The 26,286-nt window shown below is 53.8% G+C and carries 29 protein-coding genes and 1 pseudogene; 26 read left to right on the top strand and 4 right to left on the bottom strand.

From position 1 onward, the window contains the following. Positions 1-42: 42 nt before the first annotated feature. From CAF73_RS05270 to CAF73_RS05305, 9 genes are all read left to right on the top strand, one after another. The gene (locus CAF73_RS05270) at positions 43-528 is read left to right on the top strand and encodes an STY4534 family ICE replication protein (protein WP_085702147.1); all 486 of its coding nucleotides are present in this window, start codon (positions 43-45) and stop codon (positions 526-528) included. A 133-nt stretch (positions 529-661) separates the two neighbouring features. Beyond that, positions 662-964 (top strand): hypothetical protein, encoded by a 303-nt coding sequence (locus CAF73_RS05275; protein WP_085702148.1) that lies wholly within the window; start codon positions 662-664, stop codon positions 962-964. A 162-nt stretch (positions 965-1,126) separates the two neighbouring features. Then, positions 1,127-1,639, top strand: a complete 513-nt coding sequence (locus tag CAF73_RS05280) for a PilL N-terminal domain-containing protein (protein ID WP_085702149.1) — start codon at positions 1,127-1,129, stop codon at positions 1,637-1,639. Then, positions 1,636-2,280, top strand: coding sequence for a hypothetical protein (locus CAF73_RS05285; protein WP_085702150.1), 645 nt, complete (start codon positions 1,636-1,638; stop codon positions 2,278-2,280). The genes CAF73_RS05280 and CAF73_RS05285 overlap by 4 nt, the downstream gene beginning before the upstream one ends. 8 nt (positions 2,281-2,288) lie before the next feature. Further along, positions 2,289-3,008: a TIGR03759 family integrating conjugative element protein gene (locus tag CAF73_RS05290; RefSeq protein ID WP_085702151.1), complete on the top strand. Its 720-nt coding sequence runs from the start codon at positions 2,289-2,291 to the stop codon at positions 3,006-3,008. A 2-nt stretch (positions 3,009-3,010) separates the two neighbouring features. Continuing rightward, positions 3,011-3,568, top strand: a complete 558-nt coding sequence (locus CAF73_RS29625; RefSeq protein ID WP_139834817.1) for a transglycosylase SLT domain-containing protein — start codon at positions 3,011-3,013, stop codon at positions 3,566-3,568. 23 nt (positions 3,569-3,591) lie between these two features. Beyond that, positions 3,592-3,993: an integrating conjugative element protein gene (locus tag CAF73_RS29630; protein WP_256574623.1), complete on the top strand. Its 402-nt coding sequence runs from the start codon at positions 3,592-3,594 to the stop codon at positions 3,991-3,993. 2 nt (positions 3,994-3,995) lie between these two features. Continuing rightward, positions 3,996-6,125 (top strand): type IV conjugative transfer system coupling protein TraD, encoded by a 2,130-nt coding sequence (gene traD, locus CAF73_RS05300; protein ID WP_085702152.1) that lies wholly within the window; start codon positions 3,996-3,998, stop codon positions 6,123-6,125. After that, a complete protein-coding gene (locus CAF73_RS05305; protein WP_085702153.1) occupies positions 6,122-6,871 on the top strand; it encodes a TIGR03747 family integrating conjugative element membrane protein in 750 nt (249 codons plus the stop codon). The genes traD and CAF73_RS05305 overlap by 4 nt, the downstream gene beginning before the upstream one ends. Before the next feature lie 28 nt (positions 6,872-6,899). Here the strand turns inward: CAF73_RS05305 and CAF73_RS05310 are convergent, their stop codons facing one another. Continuing rightward, positions 6,900-7,661 carry a hypothetical protein gene (locus tag CAF73_RS05310; protein WP_085702154.1) on the bottom strand — a complete coding sequence of 254 codons (762 nt, stop codon included), beginning with the start codon at positions 7,659-7,661 and terminating at the stop codon, positions 6,900-6,902. Positions 7,662-7,831: 170 nt separating this feature from the next. Here CAF73_RS05310 and CAF73_RS05315 point away from each other — a divergent pair, with 170 nt between their 5' ends. The 9 genes from CAF73_RS05315 to CAF73_RS05355 are packed head-to-tail and all read left to right on the top strand — an operon-like array spanning position 7,832 to position 15,412. Further along, positions 7,832-8,170: an RAQPRD family integrative conjugative element protein gene (locus tag CAF73_RS05315; protein WP_085702155.1), complete on the top strand. Its 339-nt coding sequence runs from the start codon at positions 7,832-7,834 to the stop codon at positions 8,168-8,170. Then, positions 8,167-8,400 carry a TIGR03758 family integrating conjugative element protein gene (locus CAF73_RS05320; RefSeq protein ID WP_085702156.1) on the top strand — a complete coding sequence of 78 codons (234 nt, stop codon included), beginning with the start codon at positions 8,167-8,169 and terminating at the stop codon, positions 8,398-8,400. The genes CAF73_RS05315 and CAF73_RS05320 overlap by 4 nt, the downstream gene beginning before the upstream one ends. 17 nt (positions 8,401-8,417) lie before the next feature. Continuing rightward, complete coding sequence (locus CAF73_RS05325) at positions 8,418-8,777, top strand: TIGR03745 family integrating conjugative element membrane protein (protein ID WP_139834812.1); 360 nt, start codon at positions 8,418-8,420, stop codon at positions 8,775-8,777. A 12-nt stretch (positions 8,778-8,789) separates the two neighbouring features. Next, on the top strand, positions 8,790-9,188 hold the full coding sequence (locus CAF73_RS05330; RefSeq protein ID WP_085702158.1) for a TIGR03750 family conjugal transfer protein: 399 nt from the start codon (positions 8,790-8,792) through the stop codon (positions 9,186-9,188). Continuing rightward, positions 9,185-9,868: a PFL_4703 family integrating conjugative element protein gene (locus CAF73_RS05335; protein WP_085702159.1), complete on the top strand. Its 684-nt coding sequence runs from the start codon at positions 9,185-9,187 to the stop codon at positions 9,866-9,868. The genes CAF73_RS05330 and CAF73_RS05335 overlap by 4 nt, the downstream gene beginning before the upstream one ends. Next, on the top strand, positions 9,865-10,749 hold the full coding sequence (locus CAF73_RS05340) for a TIGR03749 family integrating conjugative element protein (protein WP_085702160.1): 885 nt from the start codon (positions 9,865-9,867) through the stop codon (positions 10,747-10,749). Before CAF73_RS05335 ends, CAF73_RS05340 begins: the two co-directional genes overlap by 4 nt. Continuing rightward, positions 10,739-12,169, top strand: coding sequence for a TIGR03752 family integrating conjugative element protein (locus tag CAF73_RS05345; RefSeq protein ID WP_085702161.1), 1,431 nt, complete (start codon positions 10,739-10,741; stop codon positions 12,167-12,169). Before CAF73_RS05340 ends, CAF73_RS05345 begins: the two co-directional genes overlap by 11 nt. After that, a complete protein-coding gene (locus CAF73_RS05350) occupies positions 12,147-12,572 on the top strand; it encodes a TIGR03751 family conjugal transfer lipoprotein (RefSeq protein WP_085702162.1) in 426 nt (141 codons plus the stop codon). The genes CAF73_RS05345 and CAF73_RS05350 overlap by 23 nt, the downstream gene beginning before the upstream one ends. Further along, a complete protein-coding gene (locus CAF73_RS05355; RefSeq protein WP_085702163.1) occupies positions 12,572-15,412 on the top strand; it encodes a conjugative transfer ATPase in 2,841 nt (946 codons plus the stop codon). The genes CAF73_RS05350 and CAF73_RS05355 overlap by 1 nt, the downstream gene beginning before the upstream one ends. A gap of 307 nt (positions 15,413-15,719) precedes the next feature. Here the strand turns inward: CAF73_RS05355 and CAF73_RS05360 are convergent, their stop codons facing one another. After that, positions 15,720-16,178, bottom strand: coding sequence for an RES family NAD+ phosphorylase (locus CAF73_RS05360; protein WP_085702164.1), 459 nt, complete (start codon positions 16,176-16,178; stop codon positions 15,720-15,722). After that, positions 16,178-16,705 carry an antitoxin Xre/MbcA/ParS toxin-binding domain-containing protein gene (locus CAF73_RS05365; RefSeq protein ID WP_256574625.1) on the bottom strand — a complete coding sequence of 176 codons (528 nt, stop codon included), beginning with the start codon at positions 16,703-16,705 and terminating at the stop codon, positions 16,178-16,180. Before CAF73_RS05365 ends, CAF73_RS05360 begins: the two co-directional genes overlap by 1 nt. 292 nt (positions 16,706-16,997) lie before the next feature. On the opposite strand from CAF73_RS05365, the gene CAF73_RS05370 reads away from it, so the two are divergent. From CAF73_RS05370 to CAF73_RS05390, 5 genes are all read left to right on the top strand, one after another. Beyond that, positions 16,998-17,492, top strand: coding sequence for a JAB domain-containing protein (locus CAF73_RS05370; RefSeq protein WP_085702165.1), 495 nt, complete (start codon positions 16,998-17,000; stop codon positions 17,490-17,492). Between the two features lie 155 nt (positions 17,493-17,647). Further along, positions 17,648-18,601: a TIGR03756 family integrating conjugative element protein gene (locus tag CAF73_RS05375; RefSeq protein WP_085702166.1), complete on the top strand. Its 954-nt coding sequence runs from the start codon at positions 17,648-17,650 to the stop codon at positions 18,599-18,601. Then, the gene (locus CAF73_RS05380) at positions 18,598-20,010 is read left to right on the top strand and encodes an integrating conjugative element protein (protein WP_085702167.1); all 1,413 of its coding nucleotides are present in this window, start codon (positions 18,598-18,600) and stop codon (positions 20,008-20,010) included. Before CAF73_RS05375 ends, CAF73_RS05380 begins: the two co-directional genes overlap by 4 nt. Further along, positions 20,007-20,339 carry a hypothetical protein gene (locus CAF73_RS05385; RefSeq protein ID WP_085702168.1) on the top strand — a complete coding sequence of 111 codons (333 nt, stop codon included), beginning with the start codon at positions 20,007-20,009 and terminating at the stop codon, positions 20,337-20,339. The genes CAF73_RS05380 and CAF73_RS05385 overlap by 4 nt, the downstream gene beginning before the upstream one ends. 17 nt (positions 20,340-20,356) lie before the next feature. Next, a complete protein-coding gene (locus CAF73_RS05390; RefSeq protein WP_085702169.1) occupies positions 20,357-21,862 on the top strand; it encodes a conjugal transfer protein TraG N-terminal domain-containing protein in 1,506 nt (501 codons plus the stop codon). A 15-nt stretch (positions 21,863-21,877) separates the two neighbouring features. Here CAF73_RS05390 and CAF73_RS05395 read toward each other — a convergent pair whose 3' ends face one another. Next, positions 21,878-22,294 (bottom strand): DUF3742 family protein, encoded by a 417-nt coding sequence (locus tag CAF73_RS05395; RefSeq protein ID WP_139834813.1) that lies wholly within the window; start codon positions 22,292-22,294, stop codon positions 21,878-21,880. A gap of 158 nt (positions 22,295-22,452) precedes the next feature. Here CAF73_RS05395 and mobH point away from each other — a divergent pair, with 158 nt between their 5' ends. The 3 genes and pseudogenes from mobH (at position 22,453) to CAF73_RS05410 (ending at position 25,936) form a co-directional block, all read left to right on the top strand. Continuing rightward, positions 22,453-24,285, top strand: coding sequence for a MobH family relaxase (mobH, locus tag CAF73_RS05400; protein ID WP_085702171.1), 1,833 nt, complete (start codon positions 22,453-22,455; stop codon positions 24,283-24,285). A 254-nt stretch (positions 24,286-24,539) separates the two neighbouring features. Beyond that, positions 24,540-24,779 (top strand): hypothetical protein, encoded by a 240-nt coding sequence (locus CAF73_RS05405; RefSeq protein WP_085702197.1) that lies wholly within the window; start codon positions 24,540-24,542, stop codon positions 24,777-24,779. A gap of 218 nt (positions 24,780-24,997) precedes the next feature. After that, positions 24,998-25,936: pseudogene (locus CAF73_RS05410) on the top strand (transposase). Positions 25,937-26,286 lie beyond the last annotated feature (350 nt).

Raw genomic sequence — 26,286 nt, forward strand, 5'->3', positions numbered from 1 at the left:
CGGGATCGAAGCCTCCATAACTTTTTAATCTGGAGGCATATCTTGAGTAATCCAATCGGCGACGAGTCGTACTTCGATCTTCATATCACAGGTGTTGGTTATCTCAATCGCATACGCGAGGTGAAGGTTAAGAAAGGTCAATCATTCCTAGCGTGCGACATTGTTGCTCTAAACGGCCCCATTAGTAGTCCGGAGTATCGTCGGTTCGATCTACGGGTCACCGGTGAGGAGGCAAAACAATTGGTCCGCGGATGTGCCAAAGCGCTCGAAGAAAACATGAAAGTACTGGTGGGCTTTCGTCTTGGTGACCCTTGGCTGGATACGTTCACATACTCCAAAGGCACTAACGCAGGGCAGTTGGGAGTGAGTTTCAAAGCTCGACTGCTGCTCCTGAATTGGATCAAAGTCGACGGTATTTTGATATTCAAGCACAAGCCAACTGAATCTGACGGCAACCCTGACAATGAAACATCTCAAGCACTCAAGCTCCAGCCCGATCCAGCAGGTCCTGGTGCTCCCTATACCTGATTTCAGATCCGAAAACGGGTCTTGGTTTTTACTTAGCGTCGTCTATTGACTGACGTTTTACTTCCCCCCCCCCCTCTTGGGCACTGACGCCCAAGGGGGATGTCATGGCCCAAGTTAGAACAGGCAGCAGACCATGATTGTTATCAAATTCAGCGAATCAGCAAAACCTATGTCCGAGTTGGGTGCCTTGGTTATTACACAAGGCGTCGACGCACTGATGCGAGCGCACCGATTAGATCCATTCCACTATTTCGGCCGGCACATGCAGGGCGACTGGGGAGACGTCTGCGATGAAGATCGTCAGCTCAACGAGGACGCACTGATAGACGGCAATCGACTGATGTCGGTTTACAACATCAATGCGGAACTGAAGATCTGGATCATCACCGAAGCTGATCGCAGTGTGACCACCATCCTTCTTCCTGAAGAGTATTGAGACCTGCGGTCAGGTCGCAAGTAACACTTCAAATCTTCATCACAACGGCCTCCTTTGAGGCCGTTTTTTTTCCCAATCCGGTGACGAGCAATTACCGATTGATCGCTGCGAGCGCCCTACTTGATTGAGATCTTTTGATGATCACATTCAGGAGTCCGGCCTATGCCAGCTGTTCACAAATGCCTAATTGCTCTCACGCTAATGAGCATATCGCTCGTTGGTTGCCATACCGCGGAGCCGTTACCCGACGCGCCAATCAATACATCTGTGGTTGAACATCCTTCAATACACCACATTCCTGTTCAACGGTATGGACGCTACACCTTGGTAGAGCTCAAACCGGATGCTGCGAAACAAGATCTTCTGCTGCAAGTCATCGACATCGATCTTCCCGGGAACTGGGTCATCTCCGTCGGTGATGCATTGCACTATGCCCTTTTACGCACTGGCTATCGCCTCTGTGAACGAACAAGCGAAAACGCAGCCCTGTTTGCACTCCCGCTTCCCGCCGCGCATTTGAAGCTGGGACCAATTGCCCTGCGTGACGCTCTTCATCTGCTTGTCGGGACAGCCTGGACATTACAAACCGATGAGCAACTCAGGCATGTCTGCTTCACCAAAGCGACCAGCAGTATCCCTGCACCCCAGTCTGCGACTCTGGAGGCACTCCAATGATTTACACCCTTTCAAACAGAGCAAACCTACGCACTCGCGCGACTCGCTGGGCGTCTCCCATCATCGTTTCAATGACGTTTTGCGCGCTTTCTGCGAACCAAATCTATCTCTTCGGATTGACTCAACGTTTAGAGGCTAAGGCTGACCTTACCGATCAGCAACATCTGACCAATCGAGTCATGACCTTGGAGGCAGATGTTGCGCGGGCGCCACACTTCCAGAGTGACGTCAGCTATTCAGATCTCAATTTGGTGAACGACAGCCTCAATGATCGGCTCACTGAACTCGCGAACGTGATAACGGGCGTAGCCACTCAAACCGACTTGGCAACGTTACTGCAGCGCTTGCAACAGCTTGAATCGAATCAAAATCAGCCACCGGCACAGACAGTCGTCGCCCCCCCTAAGCACAAACCTCGCAAACCGAAAAAACCACAGGTACTCCTATTTCAGATACTGGGGCAAGAACTACGCGGTGATGAGCACTTCCTGTCCGTCGGGCCACTAGAGACTCAATCACTTGAGCAGTGCCAACTCATCAGGCGTGGCGAGAGCTACGCCGGATGGAGATTTGAGGCAATCCAGGAACAGAGCGCTGTGTTCACGGCTAATGGCCAAACACTCCGTCTGACTATTCGATAGGTGCCTCCATGGTCTACATGAAATTACTGCCGTATCTGCTGTGGCCAGTGTATTTCGCCGCTCAAGCCCAGGAACCGGTGAAGCAGGTTTGCGTCGAGGCAAACTCCCAGCTTCGCTCTGTCACAACCAAGGAAGAAATGAACTCTGCACTGGCCCAGCAGTGGGGGTTGAAGCTAGAAGAATTACAACGGTTCCGCGATTTGATGCAGGGGCCGCTGGGCACTTACTCCCCTAATTTGGATCCTCTGAGCGCATTGGGTATTGAAGCTTCCACGGACGCAGAGCGACAACGCTACGCACTACTCCAAGTCCAAGCAGAAGCCACTCGAGTTGAAAAACTGCTCGCCTACCAACGTGCGTATGACCAAGCTTGGAAACAACGCTACCCAGAGTTGGCACTGGTCAACCTTTCGCCAATCGCCAGTCCGTTGATGAGCAAATCCAAAACCAGACAGGCCGTCTTTGTTCAGTACGACTGCCCAGAGTGCGAAACGACAGTCAGACAGCTACAAGCCTCTGGCACACCCTTCGACCTCTACGTTGTGAACAGCCATCAGGATGACAATCGCATTCGTCAGTGGGCGCAAAAGGCTGGGATTCACCCGAGCAACGTCCGCGACGGGATCATATCTATCAATCATGACAATGGCCGATGGTCTTCAACCGCTACTAAAGGTCCATTGCCAGCAATCATGCGCAAGGTCAATGGCAAATGGGTACGGCAGTGAAGATGCGCAGCCCAGTGCTGCGACTGGCCACATGTCTTTCACTTTTAAATTTTGCTCCGTGGTGCCTGGCGCAATACGCACAGTTTCCACCTCCGGCGTATAGCATTGTGGCCAAACGGATGGGGGTCCCAGTGAACGTTCTTTTTGCGGTGGCGCTGCAGGAGAGTGCAGTGAGCCTGCGAGGGCAAAGCATTCCGTGGCCTTGGACACTGAATATCGCCGGCCAAGCACGATATTTCTCCAGTCAGGCTGATGCTTGTCACGCACTTCGAGTGGCGCTGATACAGGTGCCAGATTATCGAATTGACGCTGGCCTCACTCAAATCAATCTTCGACACCAACGGCGTTTCTATCGGCATCCTTGCGACTTATTGCAACCTCAAAACAATCTCGAAATTGCGGCGACCATACTGCGCGAGCAGCACCGCGCAGGAGAGAACTGGCTGTCCGCAGCCGGTCGTTTCCACCGTCCCGCAGGTGGGCCAATTGCAGCTCGATATCGACACCATATCGCTCAGCACCTAGATCAATTGGCTGTAGTCGATGGGAGTCGACCATGAGGATGAGGCTTGTATGGGGGGCCGTGGCATGGGCGTTCTTTTGTGGCACGAGTACAGCTGAGACTATCGCCCCCCGCTATGCAGATGCCCGCTATAGCGAAGAGGATTTTTTGCCAGTCCTCTCGAAAGTTTTAACGCCCGGCGCCGTCAAATCTCGAGCACTGGGGGCAGCAGGACTGCCGACTTTCTTCCTGGTCGGTGATGATCCTTTGTCCAAGTCGTGGTTGAAACAGCGTTACTCACGATTGACAGCACTCAAAGCAGTCGGTCTGGTCGTCAATGTCCAATCCAAAGCGGAGCTGGAGCATTTGCGCCGGATCGCGCCGGGATTGATGCTGTCGCCCGTGTCAGCGGATGATCTTGCACAACGATTGAAACTTCAGCACTACCCGGTCCTGATCACCGCTGACCGACTTGAGCAATAACGGTGGCACAGCATCATGCCGTTGAAACACTACTGCGACCTGCGGTTGAACTGTACAGCGTGGCAGCCTGCAGTTCAGCTGCCGTTCTCTGTCTGATAGCGCCCTGGTCATTGGCACTGACGCCCTCCATTGGCGTTGGGGCCGCTTGCAGTTGTGCGGCCCTGGCTGCAATCCGCCTCAAGCAGGCATGTGTCGTGCTGCGGTATCGCCGACAAATGAGGCGATTACCGCGCTACGTAATGACCAGTCGAGATATCCCGGTCAGTCATCAGCGTCTATTTGTTGGCAAAGGCTTTCGGTGGGATCAGCGTCATACCCATAGGTTGATGCAGACTTACAGGCCCGAGTTTCGGCGATATGTCGAACCATCGGTGATGTATCAGATGGCGCGTCGACTCGAAGCAGGATTGGAATTTGCTCCTTATCCGCTGCGACAGCTGCCCCGCCTCACCGGCTGGGACCATCCACTGAATCCAGTCAGACCACTGCCTCCAGTTGGCGGTCTGCCCAGGCTGCATGCTGTTGAGCCTAGCGAGGTCGATGTAACCCTCCCCTTGGCTGAAAGGGTCGGTCATACACTCGTGCTGGGCACGACTCGGGTCGGCAAGACCCGGCTAGCCGAGTTGTTCATCACTCAGGATATTCGTCGTGGTGAGGTTTGCATTGTATTTGATCCCAAGGGCGATGCAGATCTCCTGAAGCGAATGTACGTTGAAGCCAAGCGTGCAGGACGTGACGGCGAGTTCTATGTGTTCCATCTGGGACAGCCTTCGATCTCGTCCCGCTACAACGCAATCGGCCGATTCGGACGAATCACTGAGGTTGCATCCCGTATCGCCGGGCAACTGTCTGGGGAGGGAAACTCTGCGGCATTTCGAGAATTTGCGTGGCGCTTCGTCAACATCATCGCCCGGGCACTCGTGGAGCTGGGGCAGCGTCCAGACTATCTGCTGATCCAGCGTCATGTGATCAACATTGATGCGTTATTCATTGAGTACGCGGCTTACTTCTTTGCCCAGCACGATCGCAAGGCGTGGGATGTGATTGTTCAGCTGGAAGCCAAGATCAATGAGAAGAACACGCCTCGACACATGATGGGCCGCGAAAAACGAGTGGTGGCGATCGAGCAGTATCTGCAACACGCCAGATTGTATGACCCTGTACTTGACGGGTTACGCTCCGCGGTACGTTACGATCGAACCTACTTCGACAAAATTGTCGCGTCCCTCCTCCCCTTACTGGAAAAACTCACCACCGGCGACATCGCGCAGCTTCTGGCCCCGGATTACATAGACCTGGATGATCCTCGGCCGATCTTTGACTGGATGCAGGTGATCCGCAAACGAGCCATCGTGTACGTGGGCCTGGATGCACTTTCAGACTCTGAGGTGGCCTCGGCAGTAGGCAACTCCATGTTCGCGGATCTGGTGTCTGTCGCAGGACACATCTACAAATTTGGAGTCGACGACGGTCTGCCAGATGCTGAGCCTGGCAAAAAAATCCCAATCAACGTCCATGCCGACGAATTCAATGAACTGATGGGAGACGAATTCATTCCGATGATCAATAAAGGTGGCGGCGCTGGCATCCAAGTCACGGCCTACACCCAGACGCTCAGTGACATCGAAGCACGAATTGGTAATCGAGCGAAAGCGGGTCAGGTCATCGGCAACTTCAACAACCTGTTCATGCTGCGGGTTCGCGAGACTGCAACTGCCGAGCTACTGACCAAACAGTTGCCGAATGTCGATGTTTACGCCACGTCCGTAATGAGTGCTGCCACCGACAGTTCAGACCCGCACGGCGACACGGCTTTCACGTCGAATACACAGGACAGGGTCACGACGACCAGCGTTCCTATGATCGAACCAGCTCATGTCGTGGCATTGCCCAAGGGCCAGGCTTTTGGATTGATCGAAGGTGGCCAGCTCTGGAAGATTCGGATGCCCCTCCCCGCTCCGGATCCTGATGAGGCAATGCCGAAGGATCTTCAAGAGATGGCCCATTACATGCGTCAGCGCTATGTGCCGGCAAATGATTGGTGGAACCCAGTGATGGTCCAGGATCAGAGCGCGCCTCTCCCGAGCGATTTACTGAATCAAGACGCGCCACGTGAGTCCGCAGTCCAATGAGCGAACCTGCATCAACAGCTCAACGTCAGCAACTGCAACAGAGAGGTCTGTTCGTTGGGCTGCTGACATTGCCTTTTCGATTTGCAGCCGTGCTGTTTGGCTCGTTGCTGTTGAGCATCGTGATTGAGTGCGTTGGCATGTATGTCTTTTGGCCAGAAGAAGGATGGCGCCATGCGCAACGGATGTACGAATTCGAACTGGGACAGCTGTCCAAGGATTTTAAGCGTAGTGCGCTGGTACGAGAGCCGGGACGTTCTGCTGGCCAATTGATCCGGTTAGCCTATCAGTCAGTGATGGTTGAAACAGGGATCGAAAAATCAGTGCAAATCACATCTTGGAAGGCTTCAGAAGTACATTCAGAGGGGCCGCGTAACGCGCGCTACTATGTGGGCACACTTTACACGCACATTGAGAAAAATTTGATCGCAGCAGCCTTTACAGTGCTCGTGTTCGTGGTTCGACTGCTCGTGCTGTTTCTATCACTACCGCTATTCATCATTGCGACATTTATCGGATTGGTAGATGGACTTGTATGCAGAGACATCAGACGATTCGGTGCAGGTAGGGAGTCGGGGTATCTCTACCACCGGGCTAAGGCATGTCTGCTGCCTTTGGCAACGCTGCCTTGGATCCTCTATCTTGCCGTTCCAATGAGCGTTGATGCTGGACTGATCCTTGTGCCGGGGGCCGCCTGCCTGGGCACGGCCGTGGCTCTTACATCCCGAAGCTTCAAGAAATACCTCTAGCCCGAACAATGGCGCAGAAACTATCTGATCACCTCAACCCGTTCCTTGCCCACCAATAGTAAGCCGCCATTTCTACATCCGCCGGCGTCCAGCATTTCATCTGACTCGTGACAGGACACTGGAAAGCATGCTTGGTGTGGTTTAGAAAATTGGCTAGACGCTCAAGCAGCGGCAGGTAAACGTCGATGTATTCACTCAGGTTTCGACGGTGCCTAGAAGCTGTGTAAGCTGCCAACCGGCTACCAGTTCGAGCCTTACTTGACCACTCACGCACAAACGACGTACCAAAGCCAGTTCTCGAAAGGGAGTTGAAGAAATAGGAAGCGTGGCGATCCACTGCGGCCCCCTCCCAAGGTTTGAGAAATCTGTAAATTTTGGAAGCGATCACCAAACGCAGTCCCGGCAAGCGAGAAAGTGCATCGATCCCCTCTTGAGCGCGACCTGGTATTAGACATAGCTGGATTGCGCGTAACATCGCTCGCTTTTCAGCAGCTGAGGCGTTCCAAATCCTAATCTTCGCTCGCAGATTGTTTCCTGCCCAGCAAGACACCCTACAAACAATTTGATGAGCGGTGTTTTCATTCAAACAGGACAGCCACTTCGCGACGTCAACCTCAACCTGAAGTACCTCACTTTGACTGTCTATCGCGCCAGTGCCGAAGGGCCAGTCGTAGTCTTCTCGGGCCTTGGTAAGAAGCAAAACCAGATCGGTACTCGGCAGTATCAATCCGGCAACCTGATTTAGGCTGACTCCCGCAGGAAAGCAGTTCGCATCATTGGGTATCGCCATTGGACTCTCCTTGAGTCAAACGCCTTAATGAATGGAGGCATATTGCCATGCCCCGTCGAGCATCTGCACGTACTCAATCCGATCACCTGGCAGAACGGTTTGATTGAGGCAGTACCTCCTGGTTGATCCCACCATCGAGCCGTCTGACAGGATCAAACGAGCTCAACCTTATGGCTAATCGGCTTCGCAAAAAACACCTGCTTTTCCTCATGCTCAATTGCGCTTTCGGGGGACAAAACACAGCAACAGCACATGGGCTGGCTGAAGAGAACGTCCGCTTGGCGACATTGATAAGAGAGCTGAATGCAATCGAACGGATTGCAACCGCCGGCGACACTGTTCTGGATCTAAATACCTCACGCTACCACTTCAACTACAGCCGCCTGCGTGCAGATATCCACCGAGTCCGGACGGGTATCCAGCAATACCTGTCTCCTCAGCGCGCGGTACCACGGGACGAGGTAGCTCTGCACGCAAACTATCGCGATGAAACGGTCTCAGCCGAATGAACGCTAGCCAGATCACAGCGTTTCAGGCAAACGGCGGCATGAGCCCTTCGATTACAGCTTCGGTGCTGACCTCCCTGGTTTTCGCAGCATTGTTGCTATGGGGTGCCTGGGCTATCCGAACCGCGTACTCCGGCTGGGCTGAGCAACGCCTGAATCAACGCCAATTTATGGGTGTGGTGATTCGCTTTATCGCGATGTACCTGGCCCTGACGTTTGTTCTCCTTTCATGAGCCACAGGAATCTCCCCATGTATTGGAACTCACTCTGCACAAGCAGAATTATCGCGCTGCTTTCGATTCATACAACGATGCTTCCCTCCCTCGCACAAGCCAAGGGGAAATTGCCAACCATGGAGGATCCATCCCGTGGCGCCGGCAAAGGCATTATGGAGACGATGCAGAACTACGGCTACGACATCGTCATGCTCGTGGCACTTCTGGTCGTTGCCTCCATGTTCATCGGAGTCTGCTACCACGCCTATACGCGCTACTCCGAGATTCATACAGGTAAATCCACTTGGGGTCAGTTCGGTCTGAGTATCGCAGTAGGTGCAATCATGCTGGTTGTCGGAATTTGGCTGCTGACCAAAGCCACCGGCATTTTGTGAGGGCATTGCGCTATGGATACCCCACATCTAAATACCGCTGACGGCACAATCTCCTTCCTACCTCATCGACTGAATCGACAACCCGTTGTTGTCCGCGGACTGACCGCTGACGAGCTTTGGATCTGTACCGGCCTGTCTGCAATAGCGGGCTTGGGACTCGGAATCCCTTTCGCCTGGTTGACCAGCAGCCTTGCAGTCATACCCACCACAATTGTCGTTTTGATTGCAGCTGGCCTTTTCATTGTTGGCGGATTGCTTCGGCGCCATAAACGTGGCAAGCCCGAAACCTGGCTCTACCGACAACTCCAATGGAGGATCGCTCAGAATTGCCCCGCATTGGCCTGTCAACTCGGCGCAGGGAACTTGATCACCCGCACCGGTTTCTGGGCAGTACGCCGAGGTGATGCATGAGCCGATTCAAGAACGAGGTTCTGCACCTGCAATCTCATGTGCGAACGTTACGGTTGGGGGCGGCAGGCATACTCATCGTAGCGCTGGGACTTGGTGCCGGATGGTGGAGTGCACCCAGAGATCTCACGATCCATGTGCCTCCAGATTTGCGTTCGGGAAGTACACGCAAATGGTGGGAAGTCCCTCCTGAGTCTGTCTACGCATTCACTTTCTACATATTCCAACAGCTCAACCGCTGGCCAACGGATGGTGAAGAAGATTACAGCCGCAATCTTCAATCATTGTCGGCTTACCTGACGCCTGAATGTCGTACGTTCTTTCAGCATGACTACGAGTCACGCAGACGCTCCGGTGAGCTTAGAAAGCGTACTCGCGGGGTCTACGAAATACCTGGGCGAGGCTATGGAGACGATCCGGATAACCGCGTCAAAGTGGTCTCCGATCAAGACTGGATTGTCACCCTCGATCTCAACGCAGACGAGTACTACGGCGCAGAACATATCAAACGTGCTCTCGTGCGATACCCCATCAAGGTCGTGCGCCTGGACATGGATCCTGAACTAAACCCCTTCGGCCTGGTACTGGACTGCTACGACGGCGCGCCACAACGCATTGTCATGCCCGCAACGCCTGCACCGGCTTCTGGCAAAGCGGATAGTCCATTGGGAGATGCCTCATGAAACGATCCCTGATTGCAGCGTTATCAGGAATTGCCCTCCCCCTCGCCGTCTCCACGGCTTCAGCCCTCGAGGTCATGCGCTGGGAGCGCCTCCCCTTGGCGGTACCGTTACAGATCGGCCAAGAACGCGTGGTCTTCGTCGAGCGCAACGTTCGCGTGGGCGTACCCGCCACAGTAGGTGATCGGCTACGGGTACAAAGTGCAGCAGGGACTGTATACCTACTGGCCAAAGAGCCCATAGAGCCGACCCGGTTGCAGTTGCAGGACGCCGTTACGGGAGAACTGATCCTGCTCGACATCGCGGCACAGGACACCCCCACGGGACAGTCAAAGCTGGAAGACATCAGAATCATTGAAGCACCACAACGCGAACATCTAGCGCCGTCCAGTGCGTCAGAACGGCCTTCCCTCAATCAGGCCCCGAAACAACGCCCCACTATTTCCGTTCTGTTGACGCGTTACGCCGCTCAAAATCTCTACGCCCCGTTGAGAACGGTAGAGCCTTTGCCGGGTGTGCGTAGAGTCAATGTCGCGACTGATCTTTCTCTTGATCTGCTCATACCCAGTTTGCCGGTCACCACAAAAGTACTTGCGGCTTGGCGTCTTGAGGATCTTTGGGTGACCGCAGTCCGCTTGAGCAACCAGACCACACTCACCCTTGATCTGGATGCCCGGCAGTTACTGGGAGACTTTGTCACAGCTACCTTCCAGCATTCCTACCTTGGACCTAAAGGCTCCAGCCTGGACACCTCCGTGGTTTACGTCACAACTCGAGGACACGGTCTGGCGCAATCACTCCTGCCCACTATCAGCCCGGTCGACGCCGCTCTCAACTTGCCGACTGATAAGGCTGCAGCCCAGGAGGTGATCCATGAAAAGTAATGGTTTGCTCAAGTGGTTGATGGTTCCGCTGCTACTCGCTGTGCTCCTGATAATCGTGAAGCTATTGCCCAACAGTAAATCCACGTCCACTGATCCGGTGGAAATCGAAAGCCAACTTACCCCCGAGGAAATGAAGGCTCTCGGCCTCGAAGGTGACACACCTAGCGATACAGTCGCCACGTTGGTGGCCCAAGTACGGCAGCTTCGTGCCGAATTGCGGAACGTCCAAAACGAGGATCAGCGATCTGGTGATTCTCTGTCACTACGTCGGTTTGAAGAAACCTTGGAGCAACGTATCCGGCTCGCGCTGGAGCAGGAACGTCATCGGATGCATGACGAACGCGCTGAGTCGAACAGCGACACTGAAACCCAAAGCTTGCTGCAAGAGATTCAACGTCGACTGGATTCCCTCGGTCATCAAAGGGCCGAAATGGATGTTCCTGTCGGATTCGGTCTTGAAGATGGTGATGGAGCGCGCGTCAGCAATAGTGTGCGCTGGATCGAGCCTGAAGATGCCAAACCCCAAGATCCATCAGGCTCCAACGAAACGGGAATCCATTTCCCTACTCAATTCGGTCCTGCACGAGAGACTCTGGGTGAAATGGCCGACTCAATCGTTTCGCAAGCCTCAGGCGGCTTGGAACGACCGTATGCTACGCCAACATACACGGTACCTCCCAATGCAACGCTCATGGGTTCCGTGGCAATGACAGCCCTCATAGGACGCATACCCATCGATGGCACCGTCAATGACCCCTACCCGTTCAAGGTGCTGATTGGAGCAGACAACCTGACGGCCAATGGCATCGACTTGCCTGAGATCGCCGGAGCGGTTGTCAGCGGCACGGCATCCGGTGACTGGACGCTTTCCTGCGTCAGAGGACAAATCCGTTCAATCACATTCGTGTTCCAAGACGGCACCATCCGAACGTTGCCGGGCGACAGTGACAACGACTCCCGAGACAGCAAGCAAAACTCGTCCAACAGTGGTGCAACTCAAGAAGGCTTGGGCTGGATCAGCGACAAGCACGGGATACCTTGCGTAGCTGGCAAACGTCGGAGCAACGCACAGCAATATTTGGGGACGCAGGCGTTGATAACCGCCGCCGGAGTCGGGGTCGCCTCAATGATCAAATCCAACGGTAACAACACAGTCTATGCCGGCAACCAGAGCGGTTCACTGGGCACTGTGGGTGTTTCTGGAAGTGAGGCTATGAACCGACTTTTGGCCAGTGGCGTGCAAGACATCTCACAGTGGGTCAACAAACTCTATGGCCAGGCCTTCGCCGCCGTCTATGTCGATCCTGGTGCACAGGTGGCTGTGCACATCGAACAACCCCTCACTTTCGATTACGACGCTCAAGGGCGCAAAGTCGATCACACCCTTGGAGGTCGCCATGTCACTACGGAACTGGATTGAAACAAGCGTCGTAAGCTTGATCGTTGCGACCCTGTCGGGCTGCGCAACAAATACCGAAGATCTGCTGACCCATGACGGCCACACGATGATGGACGTCTGGAACCAGCAAACCAGTGGTGCTCAAAACGGGCTGGCTGGCCAGCAACTGCTGGATGCCAGGCAAGCGCTAAGACGAGCACTGACTGAGCCGTTAGTGCCGTCCACAACAGAGCCGTATACGCGGACTGCTCAAACAGAAATCCAGCGTCAGTTTCATCGGCTGCCCAATCCAGATTTGGTCATGTACGTATTTCCACACCGGGCTGGAACAGAAGCTGTGCCGGTGCCTGGCTACAGCACCGTTTTTCCACTGCATCAGCGTGTGCAATACGCCATGCCAGGTGAACGTTTGGAGGATTACTGATGAACGGGTTCTTCAGACGTAGACGCAATGATCCAGCCCCTGATGTGCAGGAGTCCAACGTATGGCATCAATACATCGCAAAGCTCGCGAAATGCGGTGTACCCGAGCCCGGAGTGGGTCACCGAAGACCTGTAACCGAAACAGAGGACGACGTGTTCTACAGCACCATCCCATCCTTCGTCGATCGACTGCCATGGGTGGAGTATCTGCCGCACAGCCGGTGCATGTTGCTCGAAGACGGCCAATCGGTCGCCGCCTTTTTCGAGCTGACGCCCCTGGGTACCGAAGGACGCGAGAGTGCATGGCTGACTGAAGCAAGGGATGCTCTGGAAAATGTTCTGCAAGATAGTTTCGAAGAACTAGACAACAACCCTTGGGTCGTACAGCTTTATGCTCAGGACGAAACCAACTGGGATCGCTACCTTCAGACATTGCGCCAATACTTTCAGCCTAGGGCAAAAGGCACCGCCTTCAGCGACTTCTATCTGCGTTTTTTTGCGCATCACTTAGATGCTATCGCCAAGCCCGGTGGTCTGTTTGAGGACACCACCCTCACCCGCCTGCCTTGGCGAGGTCAGAACCGCCGCGTGCGTATGGTCGTCTACCGTCGAGCTACCGATACAGCCTCAATGAAACGGGGGCAGACAGCCGAACAAGCCCTAGATCTGGTGTGTGAAAGGTTAACGGCCGGGCTGACCAGTACAGGGATCAAATCTCAGCGCCTTGATGCAGCAGGCATCCACAACTGGATGTTACGTTGGTTCAACCCCAACCCAACGCTGCTGGGTGAATCCCCTACTGACCGGGAACGCTTCTATCAGTTGACCGCTTACCCTGACGAAACCGAAGCAGGTGAATTCGAGCTGGCCAGTGGCACTGACTTTTCTCAAAGAATGTTCTTCAGCCAACCACGCTCTGATGCAGAACAAGGTGTTTGGTACTTTGATGGCATGCCTCACCGAGTCATGCTGATGGATCGTTTGCGAAATGCGCCTCACACCGGGCACCTGACCGGTGAGACGCGCAAAGGCGACGCCATCAATACCTACTTCGACCAGATGCCTGAAGACACGTTGATGTGCCTTACGCTTATAGCGACGCCTCAGGATGTTCTGGAGGCTCATCTCAATCATCTGAGCAAGAAGTCCGTTGGTGAAACGCTAGACTCAGAGCAAACGCGTCAGGACGTTTCTCAAGCCCGTTCAATCATTGGAAGCTCGCACAAACTCTACCGAGGAACACTGGCGTTCTATCTGCGTGGTAAAGACATGCAGGAGCTCGACGCCCGCGGCATGCAATTGGCCAACGTGATGTTGAATGCAGGTTTGCAGCCTGTGCGTGAAGATGACGAAGTAGCGCCGCTGAATAGCTACCTGCGTTGGTTGCCGTGTGTTTTTGATCCAGCAAAGGACAAACGCCAGTGGTACAGCCAACTGATGTTTGCTCAGCACGCTGCCAATCTCGCACCGGTCTGGGGAAGAAGTCAGGGTACGGGGCATCCGGGCATTACGTTCTTCAATCGCGGTGGTGGCCCCCTCTCCTTCGATCCGCTGAACCGGTTGGATCGACAGATGAACGCGCACCTCTTTCTGTTCGGCCCCACTGGCTCAGGCAAATCCGCAACACTCAATAACATCCTCAACCAGATCACGGCGATCTACCGGCCTCGACTGTTCATCGTCGAGGCCGGCAATTCCTTCGGTCTATTTGCGCAATTCGCCAAGCGTTTGGGGCTAGCAGTTCACCATGTGAAGTTGTCGCCTGGCGCCGGTGTGAGTTTGGCCCCATTTGCAGATGCTCGCCGCTTGGTCGAAACACCGGAGCAAATTGAGACACTGGACGCTGATCAGTTAGACGAGGCAGCGAAGACCTATGAGGGCGACGAGCAACGCGACGTTTTAGGTGAGCTGGAGATTACCGCGCGCCTGATGATCACAGGAGGCGAGGAAAAAGAAGAAGCAAGGCTGACCCGTGCCGATCGCAGCTTGATTCGACAGAGCATTCTGGATGCCGCTCAGCGCTGTGCCTATCATGACCGAACTGTCCTGACGCAAGACGTCAGAGATGCATTGCGAGCCCGTGGTTCTGATACAGCACTGCCAGAGGGCCGGCGTACCCGCGTGCTGGAGATGGCTGAAGCAATGGATCTCTTCTGCCAAGGCCTGGATGGTGAACTCTTCAACCGCACAGGCACACCATGGCCGGAAGCCGACATCACAATCGTCGACTTGGCCACGTTCGCACGCGAAGGCTACAACGCCCAACTCTCGATCGCGTATCTATCGCTGCTCAATACCGTCAACAACATCGCTGAGCGGGATCAGTTTTTAGGACGGCCCATCATCAACGTCACGGACGAAGGTCACATCATCACCAAGAACCCCCTACTCGCTCCCTACGTGGTCAAGATCACCAAGATGTGGCGAAAGCTCGGTGCATGGTTCTGGCTGGCGACACAAAACCTGGACGATCTGCCAAAGGCGGCTGAACCCATGTTGAACATGATCGAGTGGTGGATCTGCCTGAGTATGCCGCCAGATGAAGTGGAGAAAATTGCAAGGTTCCGCGAACTCAATCCAGCGCAGAAAGCCTTGATGATGTCGGCAAGGAAAGAGTCGGGTAAATATTGTGAAGGTGTCGTGCTCTCCAAATCAATGGAGGCCTTGTTTCGTGCTGTCCCTCCAAGCTTATACCTGGCCATGGCCATGACCGAACCAGAGGAGAAAGCAGCTCGGTTCAAGCTCATGCAGGAGCATGGCATCAACGAGTTGGATGCAGCCATTCAAATGGCCGAGAATATTGATCGTACTCGCGGCATTGAACCACTTAGATACGAATAACATATTTAATATTTAATATTTAATATTTAATATTTAATATTTAATATTTAAATTTCAAGCTTCACGGTCGCGATTATCAATTATTTACCGCTTTAACAAACCTGCTATTAATTACGGCCCTTCCAAAATGACACATTTTAGAATGATCATTGTTTTGCGACTGCCAAGGCTCACTATTGCAGCTACTCGGATTATCCCTACGATATTCAGCCTTGCACGCACTGCCAAACACTGTCCAGGCATCTGGCGAACAATCTGGCGTTAGTTGCTCTATATAATAAAGCAAACCATGAGCACTTCTCGCCGCCTATTTAAACATCCGCGCATCATAAATAAAATCAAACACATCAACCACTTTGATCTGGCTCAAAGCAGGATGATTGGGATTGACCACGATATTTCTCTCAAGCACTAGGACCACAGAAGGTACAATCAAACCTAAATGTGTGTTTGCTTTCAGCCAACTGGAACCGAAATCCATACTGGGACGATCTGCGGGAAGACTGGCCCATCCATCCGGTAGCATCAGAGGGTCAGGCTCGAAATAGAGCGATGGATCCTCAGGTAGCTCGAAACAGGTGATTTTCATCGGCATCGTGGGTTCGCCAGATGCATGCACAAAGGTTTCCAGGCAGCAAATTGCAGGGGTCAGTCCCATATAAACCGCAGGCAAATCCTGATCATTCCAACGACCGCCTTCAATTGCAGCCCCTTTCCCAGAAAGATCCATTGCACGCTTTGCCTTAGCAATCCTCCATGCCCGCATCAGGCTGCGCCTCCCCACTCCAAGGCATGAAGGACGCGACGGACCTGCTTGGCTCCAATCTCAGTTTCGCAAAGCATGACTGGAGCATCCCCACCAAGTGCTTTGTTTGGCGTTGACATCCACTGCGCCGCAGCTTCACGACTCTCGAACACTTCTTCAGCCAGTCCGCAGACTGCTGCAATACGATCAAGACGCTCAGAAGCAACAGAATCGAGTTTTTTATGCTCACGGCGTCTTCTATCAAGCGTAGAGGTCGATGCATTCATCAGAATCTCGACGCTTCGCTCGTGCAGGCAGAATGCCGCTCGCAAGCCTTGAACTAATGCTGCGGAGAACCCTTCCTTGATTTGTTCAAGACGCTCCGAATCCCTGAGTGAATCTCGATTCGTACTGAAACTCCAAAACGCCTCGACACCCTCCTCACGAAGATCATTCTGTTTTTTGGTAGATCGCAGGGCCGTAGCTGCAGTGACCATCAAGAGCTCCGTCAAATGATTGGTTTTCTCTGTCAAATGACTATAAAACATTATCACTCGAGTGGGTACCACCACTGAGCGAGATCTGTTTCAAATAGGGAGAGTCGTTCGTCCGCATTCCAGACTGACTTGAAATCGAAGCCTCTCCAGAATGTTACTTGCACTACCTACTGCTCAAGTTCAGCAGCAAACCCAGGTGACCAAGGTCTTTGAGGTCACGATACAGCGAAACTGTATGGATCCAACCTCGTAACCAGCTCCACCGCCGAGCCTTCCTTTCCAACATTCCCTTGGGGTTCCTCCCCAAAGGGCTGGAGCCTCCCCTTCGTCAATGGAGACTCCTATGGAAACAAGCGTCCCACCAACCCCAGTCCTCCAAACTGAATTCAACGCACGCGATCAGGAGGATCTGAGCATCCAGAAAGCCATTTCAATATTGGAAGAACGGATGTTCAAACGAGGCCCTCATCTAACGATGCCTTTGGATGTTCAGAACTACCTGAGACTTCAGCTTGCACAGGAAATCAGAGAGGTTTTCAGTTGCATTTTTCTCGACTCAAGTCATCGCATACTCGCGTATGAGCCATTGTTCTTTGGAACCATAGACACCACATCGGCACATCCAAGGATAATCCTGCAGAGAGCATTGGAACATAACAGCTCTGCCGTGATCCTGGCGCACAACCACCCTTCGGGTGTTGTCACTCCCAGTGAGAGCGATATATCTCTTACTAAGCACCTTCGGATGGTTCTCTCGCATGTGGATGTACGGCTCCTCGATCATTTCATTATCGGTCAGGGAGAGCCTTACTCATTCGCTTCGGCTGGATTGCTTTAGTTTGCTGAGGCTCACCTATCCATAAAGCGCCCTGCGGGCGCTTTTTTTTCAACTGACCGGTCTATCAATAAGGTGAAAGCCCGAATCGGATTGAAGAAGGTCAGTCTGCAACCTCACTGGTTCACTGCGCCCCTAGCCATGCGCAGGATCAAACTATGCATCATCGTCACTCCTTGAGTTTTCAACTCATAGCCATTGCCACAGCAGTGGCACTTCCTGCTTCAACGCTTGCCCTCGGCACAGCGGAAATCGTGTCCTCAAGCCTATCTCCTGACTGCATCGCTTACAGCGTTGTAGGCGTCTGCTACTGGCTGCGCTGCACCAATCTTGGTTGCGACGTTGAGGAGTCTTCCAAAATCCGCCATTACGTCCCTGATGCGGTGGTGTCGAGCTATGCCAATACAGGTGAAAACCCGTGGACTGAAGTGCGCATGATGAGTCCGGCCAACTCGAAAGCGCGAAGCGGTGGCGACGGCAGTGCAGGAATTGCAACCGAGAACGATCTCGCCAAATTCAAGAATGCTGATGTGATCGGTCATCCAGGTGGCGCGGTCTTCAGCCAGTTCGTCGGACAGTCTGGCTACGGCTGTAAAGGCGCAGGGCAAATACTCATGCCCTACTTCCTCAGCACAATGGACATCCTGGCCTGGCGATACAACATTCCTGAAGCCGTATTTCCGGAAGCTCTCACCCTAGGCATGCGTGAGATCGGTAGCCGCACTCAAGGCAATCTGTGGGGCTCGATCTATCCGCGCGGTGGTTTCTTGCACGGTGTGGACGATCACAAGTGTGCTGCTGTGGTTGCTCAACGCGTCGGCGACATCGTGACTCGCCGCGGGCAAATACACGTGTACCAACCCTTGCTGGCCAAAGCTCAGCCTGGGTACTGGCCCGCTGGCCCTCTCAAGGAAAGTGAGCCTGAAACCGGAAAGTGGCAGGAACTGACTCCCACCCAATCTAAAACCTGCGTGACGTTTCCGAATACCGGATCACACGCACAATCTCCGAGAGGCGACTACGCCTGGGCCCTTTGGCGCCCATATACCTGCTGCGAGCGTAAGGGCCAAACCTTTCTAGGTAGTACCGACGTGAGTGGAGCAGAGCAATGAGACCTTCACAAAAGCACGCTTCGACCCTCTTCCGATGCGCATTACCGAACTTGTTTGTAGCCGCCCTGCTCGCAACTCATGTACCCACTCATGCAGCGCAGACCCAGATCAACAAAGACGGGGTCCATCACAGTGGCACAGTCATTGGTGATGACGTGCTCTATAGCATTGGCGGTGGCCGTGCAGTGTCCATGGGTGGTGCAGCCAGCATGGACAGCATCAGCGTAGGGGCCGCTTGGGATACCAACCTCATCTGTGGAGACATGAACCTAAACACCACAATACAAAATCAACTTAACGGTGCCACAAAAGGGTTCAAGTCGATCATGAGCAACGTGATCCAGAATGCTACAGGCGCAGTGGCCTCACTCCCTGCCCTGATTATTCAGCGCGCCGATCCCGGGCTCTACAATCTGCTTACCAATGGCATTCTGCAAGCGCGCCTCGACTTCGATCGCTCCAAGTCCACCTGCAAAGCGATCGCCGATCGCATGGCCAACATTGTCGGCGGCCAACTGGAATGGGGCCAATTGGCAGAAGGGGTCGCGCTCTCCAAAACTGTAGCAAGCAAAGATGCCGTAGCCGCCATCGAACAAGCCGAGACTCGTCGCGGCAATCAAGGCGTTCCTTGGGTCGGAGGGCGTTCGGCCGGCGGTTCAGGCCAAGCTCCAATCAGAGTCATGTCCGATGTAACCCGATCGGGCTACAACCTGCTCAATGGCCGAGATGTCAGTGATCGATCTGCTATCCCCAAAAGCACCTGCGGCAACCGTCTGAGTTGTCAGACGTGGTCCAGTCCACAGGAGGCTGAGGCTTGGGCAACAAGAGTCTTGGGTGAACGTGAACATCAGACCTGCGATCACTGCACCAAAACACAATCCAAACCCGGTGTCGGACTGACTCCACTCATTCAGGAAGAATTCGAGGCCAAGCTACAAGCCCTCGACGCACTGATCAAAGGCAACAAACCCACCACAACTGAAAATCTTCTTGAGGCCAGCAGCCAATCACTCACCGTTACTCGGGGAGTCATCGAGGCGCTGCGCGATGAACCGGATCAAGAATTGCTGGCTCAGCGACTGGCCTCAGAAGTCGCTCTGTCGAGCGTGCTGGAGAAAGCACTGCTGTTGCAGCGCACACTGCTGACTGGACGCAAGGAGCCGAACGTGGCATCCAATCAACTGGCTCAGCAAGCGATCAGTACCGAAAGCAGCCTCCTGACTCAGGAAATCAACAGCCTCAAAACCGAACTTGAGCTGCGACAAACGCTCGCCGGCAACTCACCCTTGATGTTGATTCAACGCCAGGCCAACAGGGCTGCCGGATCGCGTGGCATCTTTCAGGGTGACCCCGTGCGTAATCGTCTGGATCTGATCCAGCGAGCCGTACCAGAGGGTCAGCAACGATGAGCCGCCCTCCTTTCACCCGAACCCTTTTTGCCCTTGTTCTTTTTTGGGGCGTGGTGCTCAGCCTCGCCGTCATCATTCTTGGACTGATTGCCGTTGATGGCATGGGCAACATCAAGGAATGGAATACTTGGATGCGCTCAAACCAAGCCGCGCTTCTGGCGTGGCGAATGCCCCTTTACGCACTCACAGTTTATGGCTGGTATCGGATGCGTTTGAGCTTGGCGAAGCGTGGCTTCAGCCCTTATCAGAATCAGCGGCTGTTTTACGCGGAAGTCGCTGCAATCGCCGTGCTCGGCCTTCTCGAATTGCTGACCTTCCGAACAAACTGACGAGCAAGGACGATCTCATGACGCTCTACACGAACGACTACCTGGAGTACTACCTGACCCTCGTCGGATGGATCGTGAATAACGGCATCTGGGAGATGCTGGTTGCCAGCGGTGTGTTCACGTTGCCGTTCCTGGTGATCATTGTTCAGGAATGGCTCAGAGCCCGAAGCGAAGGCGCCGATGAAGGGAACAAAGGTGTGTTGTCTTCACTCAGGATTGAAAATCGTGTGTGGGTGGCCATCGCGGTGATCATGTTCGCAGGCATACCGTTTATTGATGTTGATCTCGATACGATCGAGTTCAACACTACGCGTTCGACACAGTGCCAGGTCGATGTGGCCACCCCGCAAGAAACTCGCTGGTCCAATACTTTCACGACGCTCAATAACCAAAGCGCAAAAGTCCCGGTGTGGTGGTTCTTCATGCACTCGCTGTCCAAGGCCCTCACCGGCGGCGCCACTGCAGCAATCCCCTGCGGTACTGACCTGAGACAGATCCGTATCGACATCGATGCTGCCCGAATCGACGATCCAATTCTGGCTCAAGAAGTCGCCGACTTTAGTCAGGACTGCTACGGCCCCGCCCGTGCCAAGCTCTTCATGAACCGTCCAGCACTCAGTGACAGCCAATTGGATGACATCAACTGGATTGGCTCAAGCCACCTGCTCAACACCAACGGTTACTATGATGCCTATCATTCAAAAACGCCCCGCACCTCATGGCCATTCAATCCCGTGCGAGATGCGGGCCTAACGAAAGTGCCCGCCGGCGGAGGCTACCCGACGTGTAAGCAGTGGTGGACAGATGGAAGCTATGGCTTGCGCACCCGGCTGCTGAAGCAAGTCGATCCGAACCTGCTCTTTCGTATAACTCAATGGGCACGTTTTCTGAACATGGAGCAGGCTGAAGACGCGATCGTCCGCTCAGTCATATCTCCGCGTCAGCAAACACTGAACCAAGGCCAGGTTTACTCAAGTTATGCCGGCCAGATCGACATGTCCGCATCCAACATTGCAGCCCGTGCCGCTTCGGACCTAGGCTTGACGATGGGATCGCTCGCCTACTTTCCTGCCATGGATGTCGTGCGCCAAGCACTCCCCATGGTGCTGTCCTTCCTCAAGATGGCACTGACTATCTGCATCCCACTCATCCTGGTCGTCGGCACCTACGACCTCAAAGCGCTCATGACCATCAGCTGCGTTCAGTTCGCGTTGTTCTTCGTCGACTTCTGGTTTCAACTCGCACGCTGGCTCGACAGCACCATCCTCGATGCTCTGTACGGCTGGCACTCTCCCCACAGCAACTTCAACGTACTGCTCGGGGCGAACAACTCATTTGGAGACATGCTGTTGAATTATGTAATGGGCAGCTTATTCATTGTTTTGCCTACATTCTGGGTTGCATCTTTAACTTGGGTAGGACTGCGAGTAGGCGGAGCCCTGCACGGTCTAGGAGAGGCCACCAGTGCTGCCGGCCAAGCAGGTTCAAAGGGCGTAGATACAGGGTTCAGACTGTTCAAGTGAGCTTGAAACAGCAACTCAACGCTCATCGAACCGTGGATCATCGGGATCAGAATAGTTAATCGGATCATAGAATCCGCTATCCCGATGCTTCATTTGATCGCCAACAACCCACTCTCCAGGCTCTTGGCTAACGCGATTGAAGTTCCTAACCGCTAAAAAAATAAGGCCACTGATAGCCAAGATCAGGAGGCCTAAGCAAAGTACCAGGAGAAGGAGACCAATGTGACTCGTCCATTTTAAGCAATCAATCACAGCGCTTGGCATCCCTTTTTCTGAGAGCCAATCAGAGATTCTTTTTCCAAACTTTAGATAGCTTCTAAAGCCTCCACCAAGCCACTCACCGAATTTGGAAAACTTAGTAGGTTGCTCGCTTATGGTCATCGTCCCCACCTCTCGATCCATGAAAGTTTCAACCGGTAAAAAGGCGGTCACTCGGCACCTGGCTCATAGAGCCGATAGCCCAACGTCCCGCCGCAGCCTGAAAAGGTAAATGGAAAAAGGGACCAAACCAAGGGAATGGAGCCGAAGAGGAAAGGCCCTACCCAACAAACAGAAAAGGCCTTCCTACAAGCCAATCGACAGGACCCATCATGTTCTCGCTGTTCCTTCGCAAGACTCGACCTGCATCCACTTCTGCTGCTCCAGCCAAGCCAACATCCTCAGTAGGATTAACCGCTCCTCAATCTGTTAAGACGCTCTTGGATACCCCCCGACGACAGAAATTGCTGGAGCAGATCTGGCAGCGTACCGCCCTCTCACGCGCTCAATTTGAAAAGCTCTACCTCGATCCCATCAGCCGGTACGCGGAGTTGGTCCAATTGCTTCCCGCATCGGAAAGCCACCACCATGCCTACCTTGGAGGAATGCTGGACCATGGCCTTGAGGTCATCGCCTATGCTCTGAAACTTCGGCAATCGCATCTGCTTCCTTCAAGCGCCCAACCAGAAGTACAGATCGCTCAGGCAGAGGCATGGACCGCTGCCCTCGCCTACGCAGGCCTTGGCCATGATCTTGGAAAGATCGCCGTGGATGTGCATGTCGAATATGCAGATAGTAAAACCTGGCACCCATGGCATGGCCCCCTCACAAGCCCCTATCGTTTTCGATATCGGAAAGACCGGCAATACCGACTGCACAGCGCGGCATCGGGGCTACTGATCCATCAGCTACTGAATCGAGAGATTCTGGATTGGCTCTGCACCTTCCCAGAGTTATGGACGTCTCTGATATTCAGCTTGGCAGGCCAAAGCGAACACGCCGGCGAACTCGGCACACTTATCACGCAAGCAGACCAAGCCTCCGTAGCCCAAGCACTCGGCGGTGATCCTGCCAAAGCAATGTCCGCCCCTAAGCACGCATTACAACGCAAGCTGTTGGAAGGTTTGCGCTACCTACTCGGCTCAGAGCTGAAACTCAACCAACCCCAGGCCTCTGATGGCTGGCTCACCCAAGAAGCCTTGTGGCTGGTTAGCAAAACTGTCTCTGACAAGCTTCGTGCTCACCTGCTCTCACAAGGAGTCGAAGGCATACCAGAAAGTAACATCGCCGTGTTCAACGTCCTGCAGGAGCACGGCATCGCGCTACCCAGTTCCGACGGCAAGGCAATATGGAACGCAACTGTGACAAGTGAAACAGGCTGGTCCCACAGCTTCACTTTTCTGAAGCTGTCTCCCGCATTGATCTGGGATGCTGCAGCACGCCCAGCAGCCTTCTCCGGCACGGTTATTGTCGATACCACAAAGCAACCGCCAATCGCCCCAGGCCCTCCCTTGAACACATCATGCTTAGCGAGGGGAAATGCATCAGAAAAAGCAACTTCAAGCCATGATTCGTTTGGCCCATTGCCACGCGCGGACGCTCCGCCGGTACCAGACTCCCTCGACCTTCTGATGGATCTGTTCGGCGGGCCTCCTACCCTCCCGGAAGATTTCGAGACAGTGCCATTCCAGGAACCTGAGTTGGCTATATCGTCATCAGTCGAAGGAGCCATTGAATTCTCCGGCAAGCACTTCATGGACTGGCTCACTCTAGGCGTGCGCTCCCACCGCATCATCATCAATGACAAGAAAGCCTTGGTTCACACCGTCGGCGACACAATGTTCCTGGTCACGCCTGGGCTCTTCCAGAGATACGGTCAAGAGCACCCACAGCTAGCCTGGATCGCCAAAAAAGAGAGCCTTCAAGACTGGCAATGGATACAGAAACGCTTTGAGGAGTTGAGGCTGCACCGTAAACAACCGAACGGCCTGAACATCTGGATATGCGAGGTGAGCGGCGCACGCAAAACCCAATACCTGCATGGTTATCTGCTCAACGAACACGGCGGATTGATGAACGATCTGGCCCTGAACAACCCGTATCTCAAAGTCGTTGATCAGATACCAAGAAAGAAACCGAGGCCAACAATAGGAAACACTCGGTAACCGGTTTGCGGATTGACAGAAACCACCCAGCATCGCAATTTAGCGTTGTGTCTTGCTGACAGGTTCAGCTACATGCCAGCCGCCAGGATCTTACAGACGGCGCTGCGGTTATCCGCAGGATCCTCCCAATGTTCGCATCGCTTCCGGAAGCGCGAACAGTCGACCTAAAGGTCGAAGGAAGTACTGATTTTCCCACCCACGACGGGCCTAACCCCGTCGTGGGGATAGGCCTTTTTAGTTTTTTGGAGGCCTTAATGAAAATGGATCTGGCTCTGTATCAAGCACTGATGTCAATCAACGTGCCCGAGCCGAAAGCCAACGCAGTCATCGAAGCATTGGAGACAGACTTGCAGACATTACTTGCAACCAAATCAGACGTAGCGCTACTACGGGCAGAGCTTGCTCAGCTTGAAATAAAGCTCACGATCCGAATGGGTGTAATGCTCTCAGCTACTATCGGCATTTTGATTGCCGCAATGAAGTTCATTCACTGAAATCCACACCGTAAACCAACAGTCCCAGCCACCTGTCCCTGACAGGTGGCCTTTGGTCTTTCTTTTAGTTTTAGAGAGACGCCTAAACACTTACGTTCACTATCGGCCGTTAGCTGGTTTTTGTGAGCGTTAGCAATCGGCCGATTCTGTTGAAAAAGTAGCTCCCCTGTCTGGCCTGCGGCAAAATCTTCGCATCGGCCAGCAGGGAAGCACGCAGCATGATGGGACAGTTATCGAGTGGGCAGGAGCGGCTGTTTTACTCGTTCAACCTTGAAGATCACATCCTCGCCAATCACCTTCTGCGCAGCATTGATCAGTGTCTCGATCTGAGCGACCTGCGCCATCACCTCGCTGATTTCTATAGCCCGATTGGGCGTCCGTCGATTGATCCCGAACTGATGATCCGCATGCTGATCGTCGGCTATTGCTACGGCATTCGCTCAGAGCGGCGGTTGTGCGAAGAGGTTCATTTGAACCTGGCGTATCGCTGGTTCTGCCGGCTGAGCCTTGAAGATGAAGTTCCCAACCACTCGACCTTTTCCAAGAACCGACACGGCCGTTTCCGGGACAGCGATCTGTTTCGCTGGTTGTTCAATGAAGTGCTGCGTCGCTGCATGGATGCAGGCCTGGATGGTGGAGGAAAAAGACATCGAGCCGCATGTGCGGGTGTGGGACAAAACCGAGCGTAAGAACAACAGTTTCTCGAGCAACGATTTCCATTGGAATGAAGAGGCTGAGGAATACCTCTCCCCGGCAGGCAACGCATTACGCAGCGAATGGCGAGCCTTCAAGAACGAGCGCTCGCACGTCACGAAAGCCACCATCATCTTCCGATCTCGGCAGACCGACTGCGTTGCCTGTCCGATGAAAGCCAAGTGCTGCCCGAATACTGCGTTCCGCAAGATCGCTCGCAGCGTCCATGAAGCCGCTCGTGATGTGGCACGACGCATCGCAGCGACGGCGCAGTACGTGCGCTCTCGCCACGAACGTAAAAAGGTCGAAATGTTGTTTGCCCACCTCAAGCGCATCCTGAAACTGGATCGCCTGAGACTACGTGGCATGGTGGCGCGACTGATGAGTTCACGCTGGCCGCTGCGGTACAAAACCTGCGACGGCTGGCCAAATTTACCTCTCAAGGGCCACCGGTCACGGGATAGGTGCGTCTGCACTAAGCAAAAAACCTCAAACCAACCCACTAACAGAGCAGCAAAGGTCAACGAAGGGTCGAAAAACCACTCAATGTGGTGGGTCGGTTCTCCGCTGATGGCCGTGCCTGAGTTCAGGCGAACTGAAAATCCGACTTTTTCAACAGAATCGGCCAAAAACGGACACTCAAAGATGCTAACGAAAACAGGGAACGTAATCCTCCTCGACGCCAGTAGGGTCTCTGGGCAGGAATGCGCTTTCTCCACTACCTATCATCGCCTCCTCGGCACTGATGTCCAGCTATGCCTTACTATGGCTGACTAGGCCTACATCTCTTTTAAATGACCTAGCTTAAACCAGT

The organism is Pseudomonas sp. B15(2017) (assembly GCF_002113215.1).
In the GTDB taxonomy this organism is placed as follows: Bacteria; Pseudomonadota; Gammaproteobacteria; order Pseudomonadales; family Pseudomonadaceae; genus Aquipseudomonas.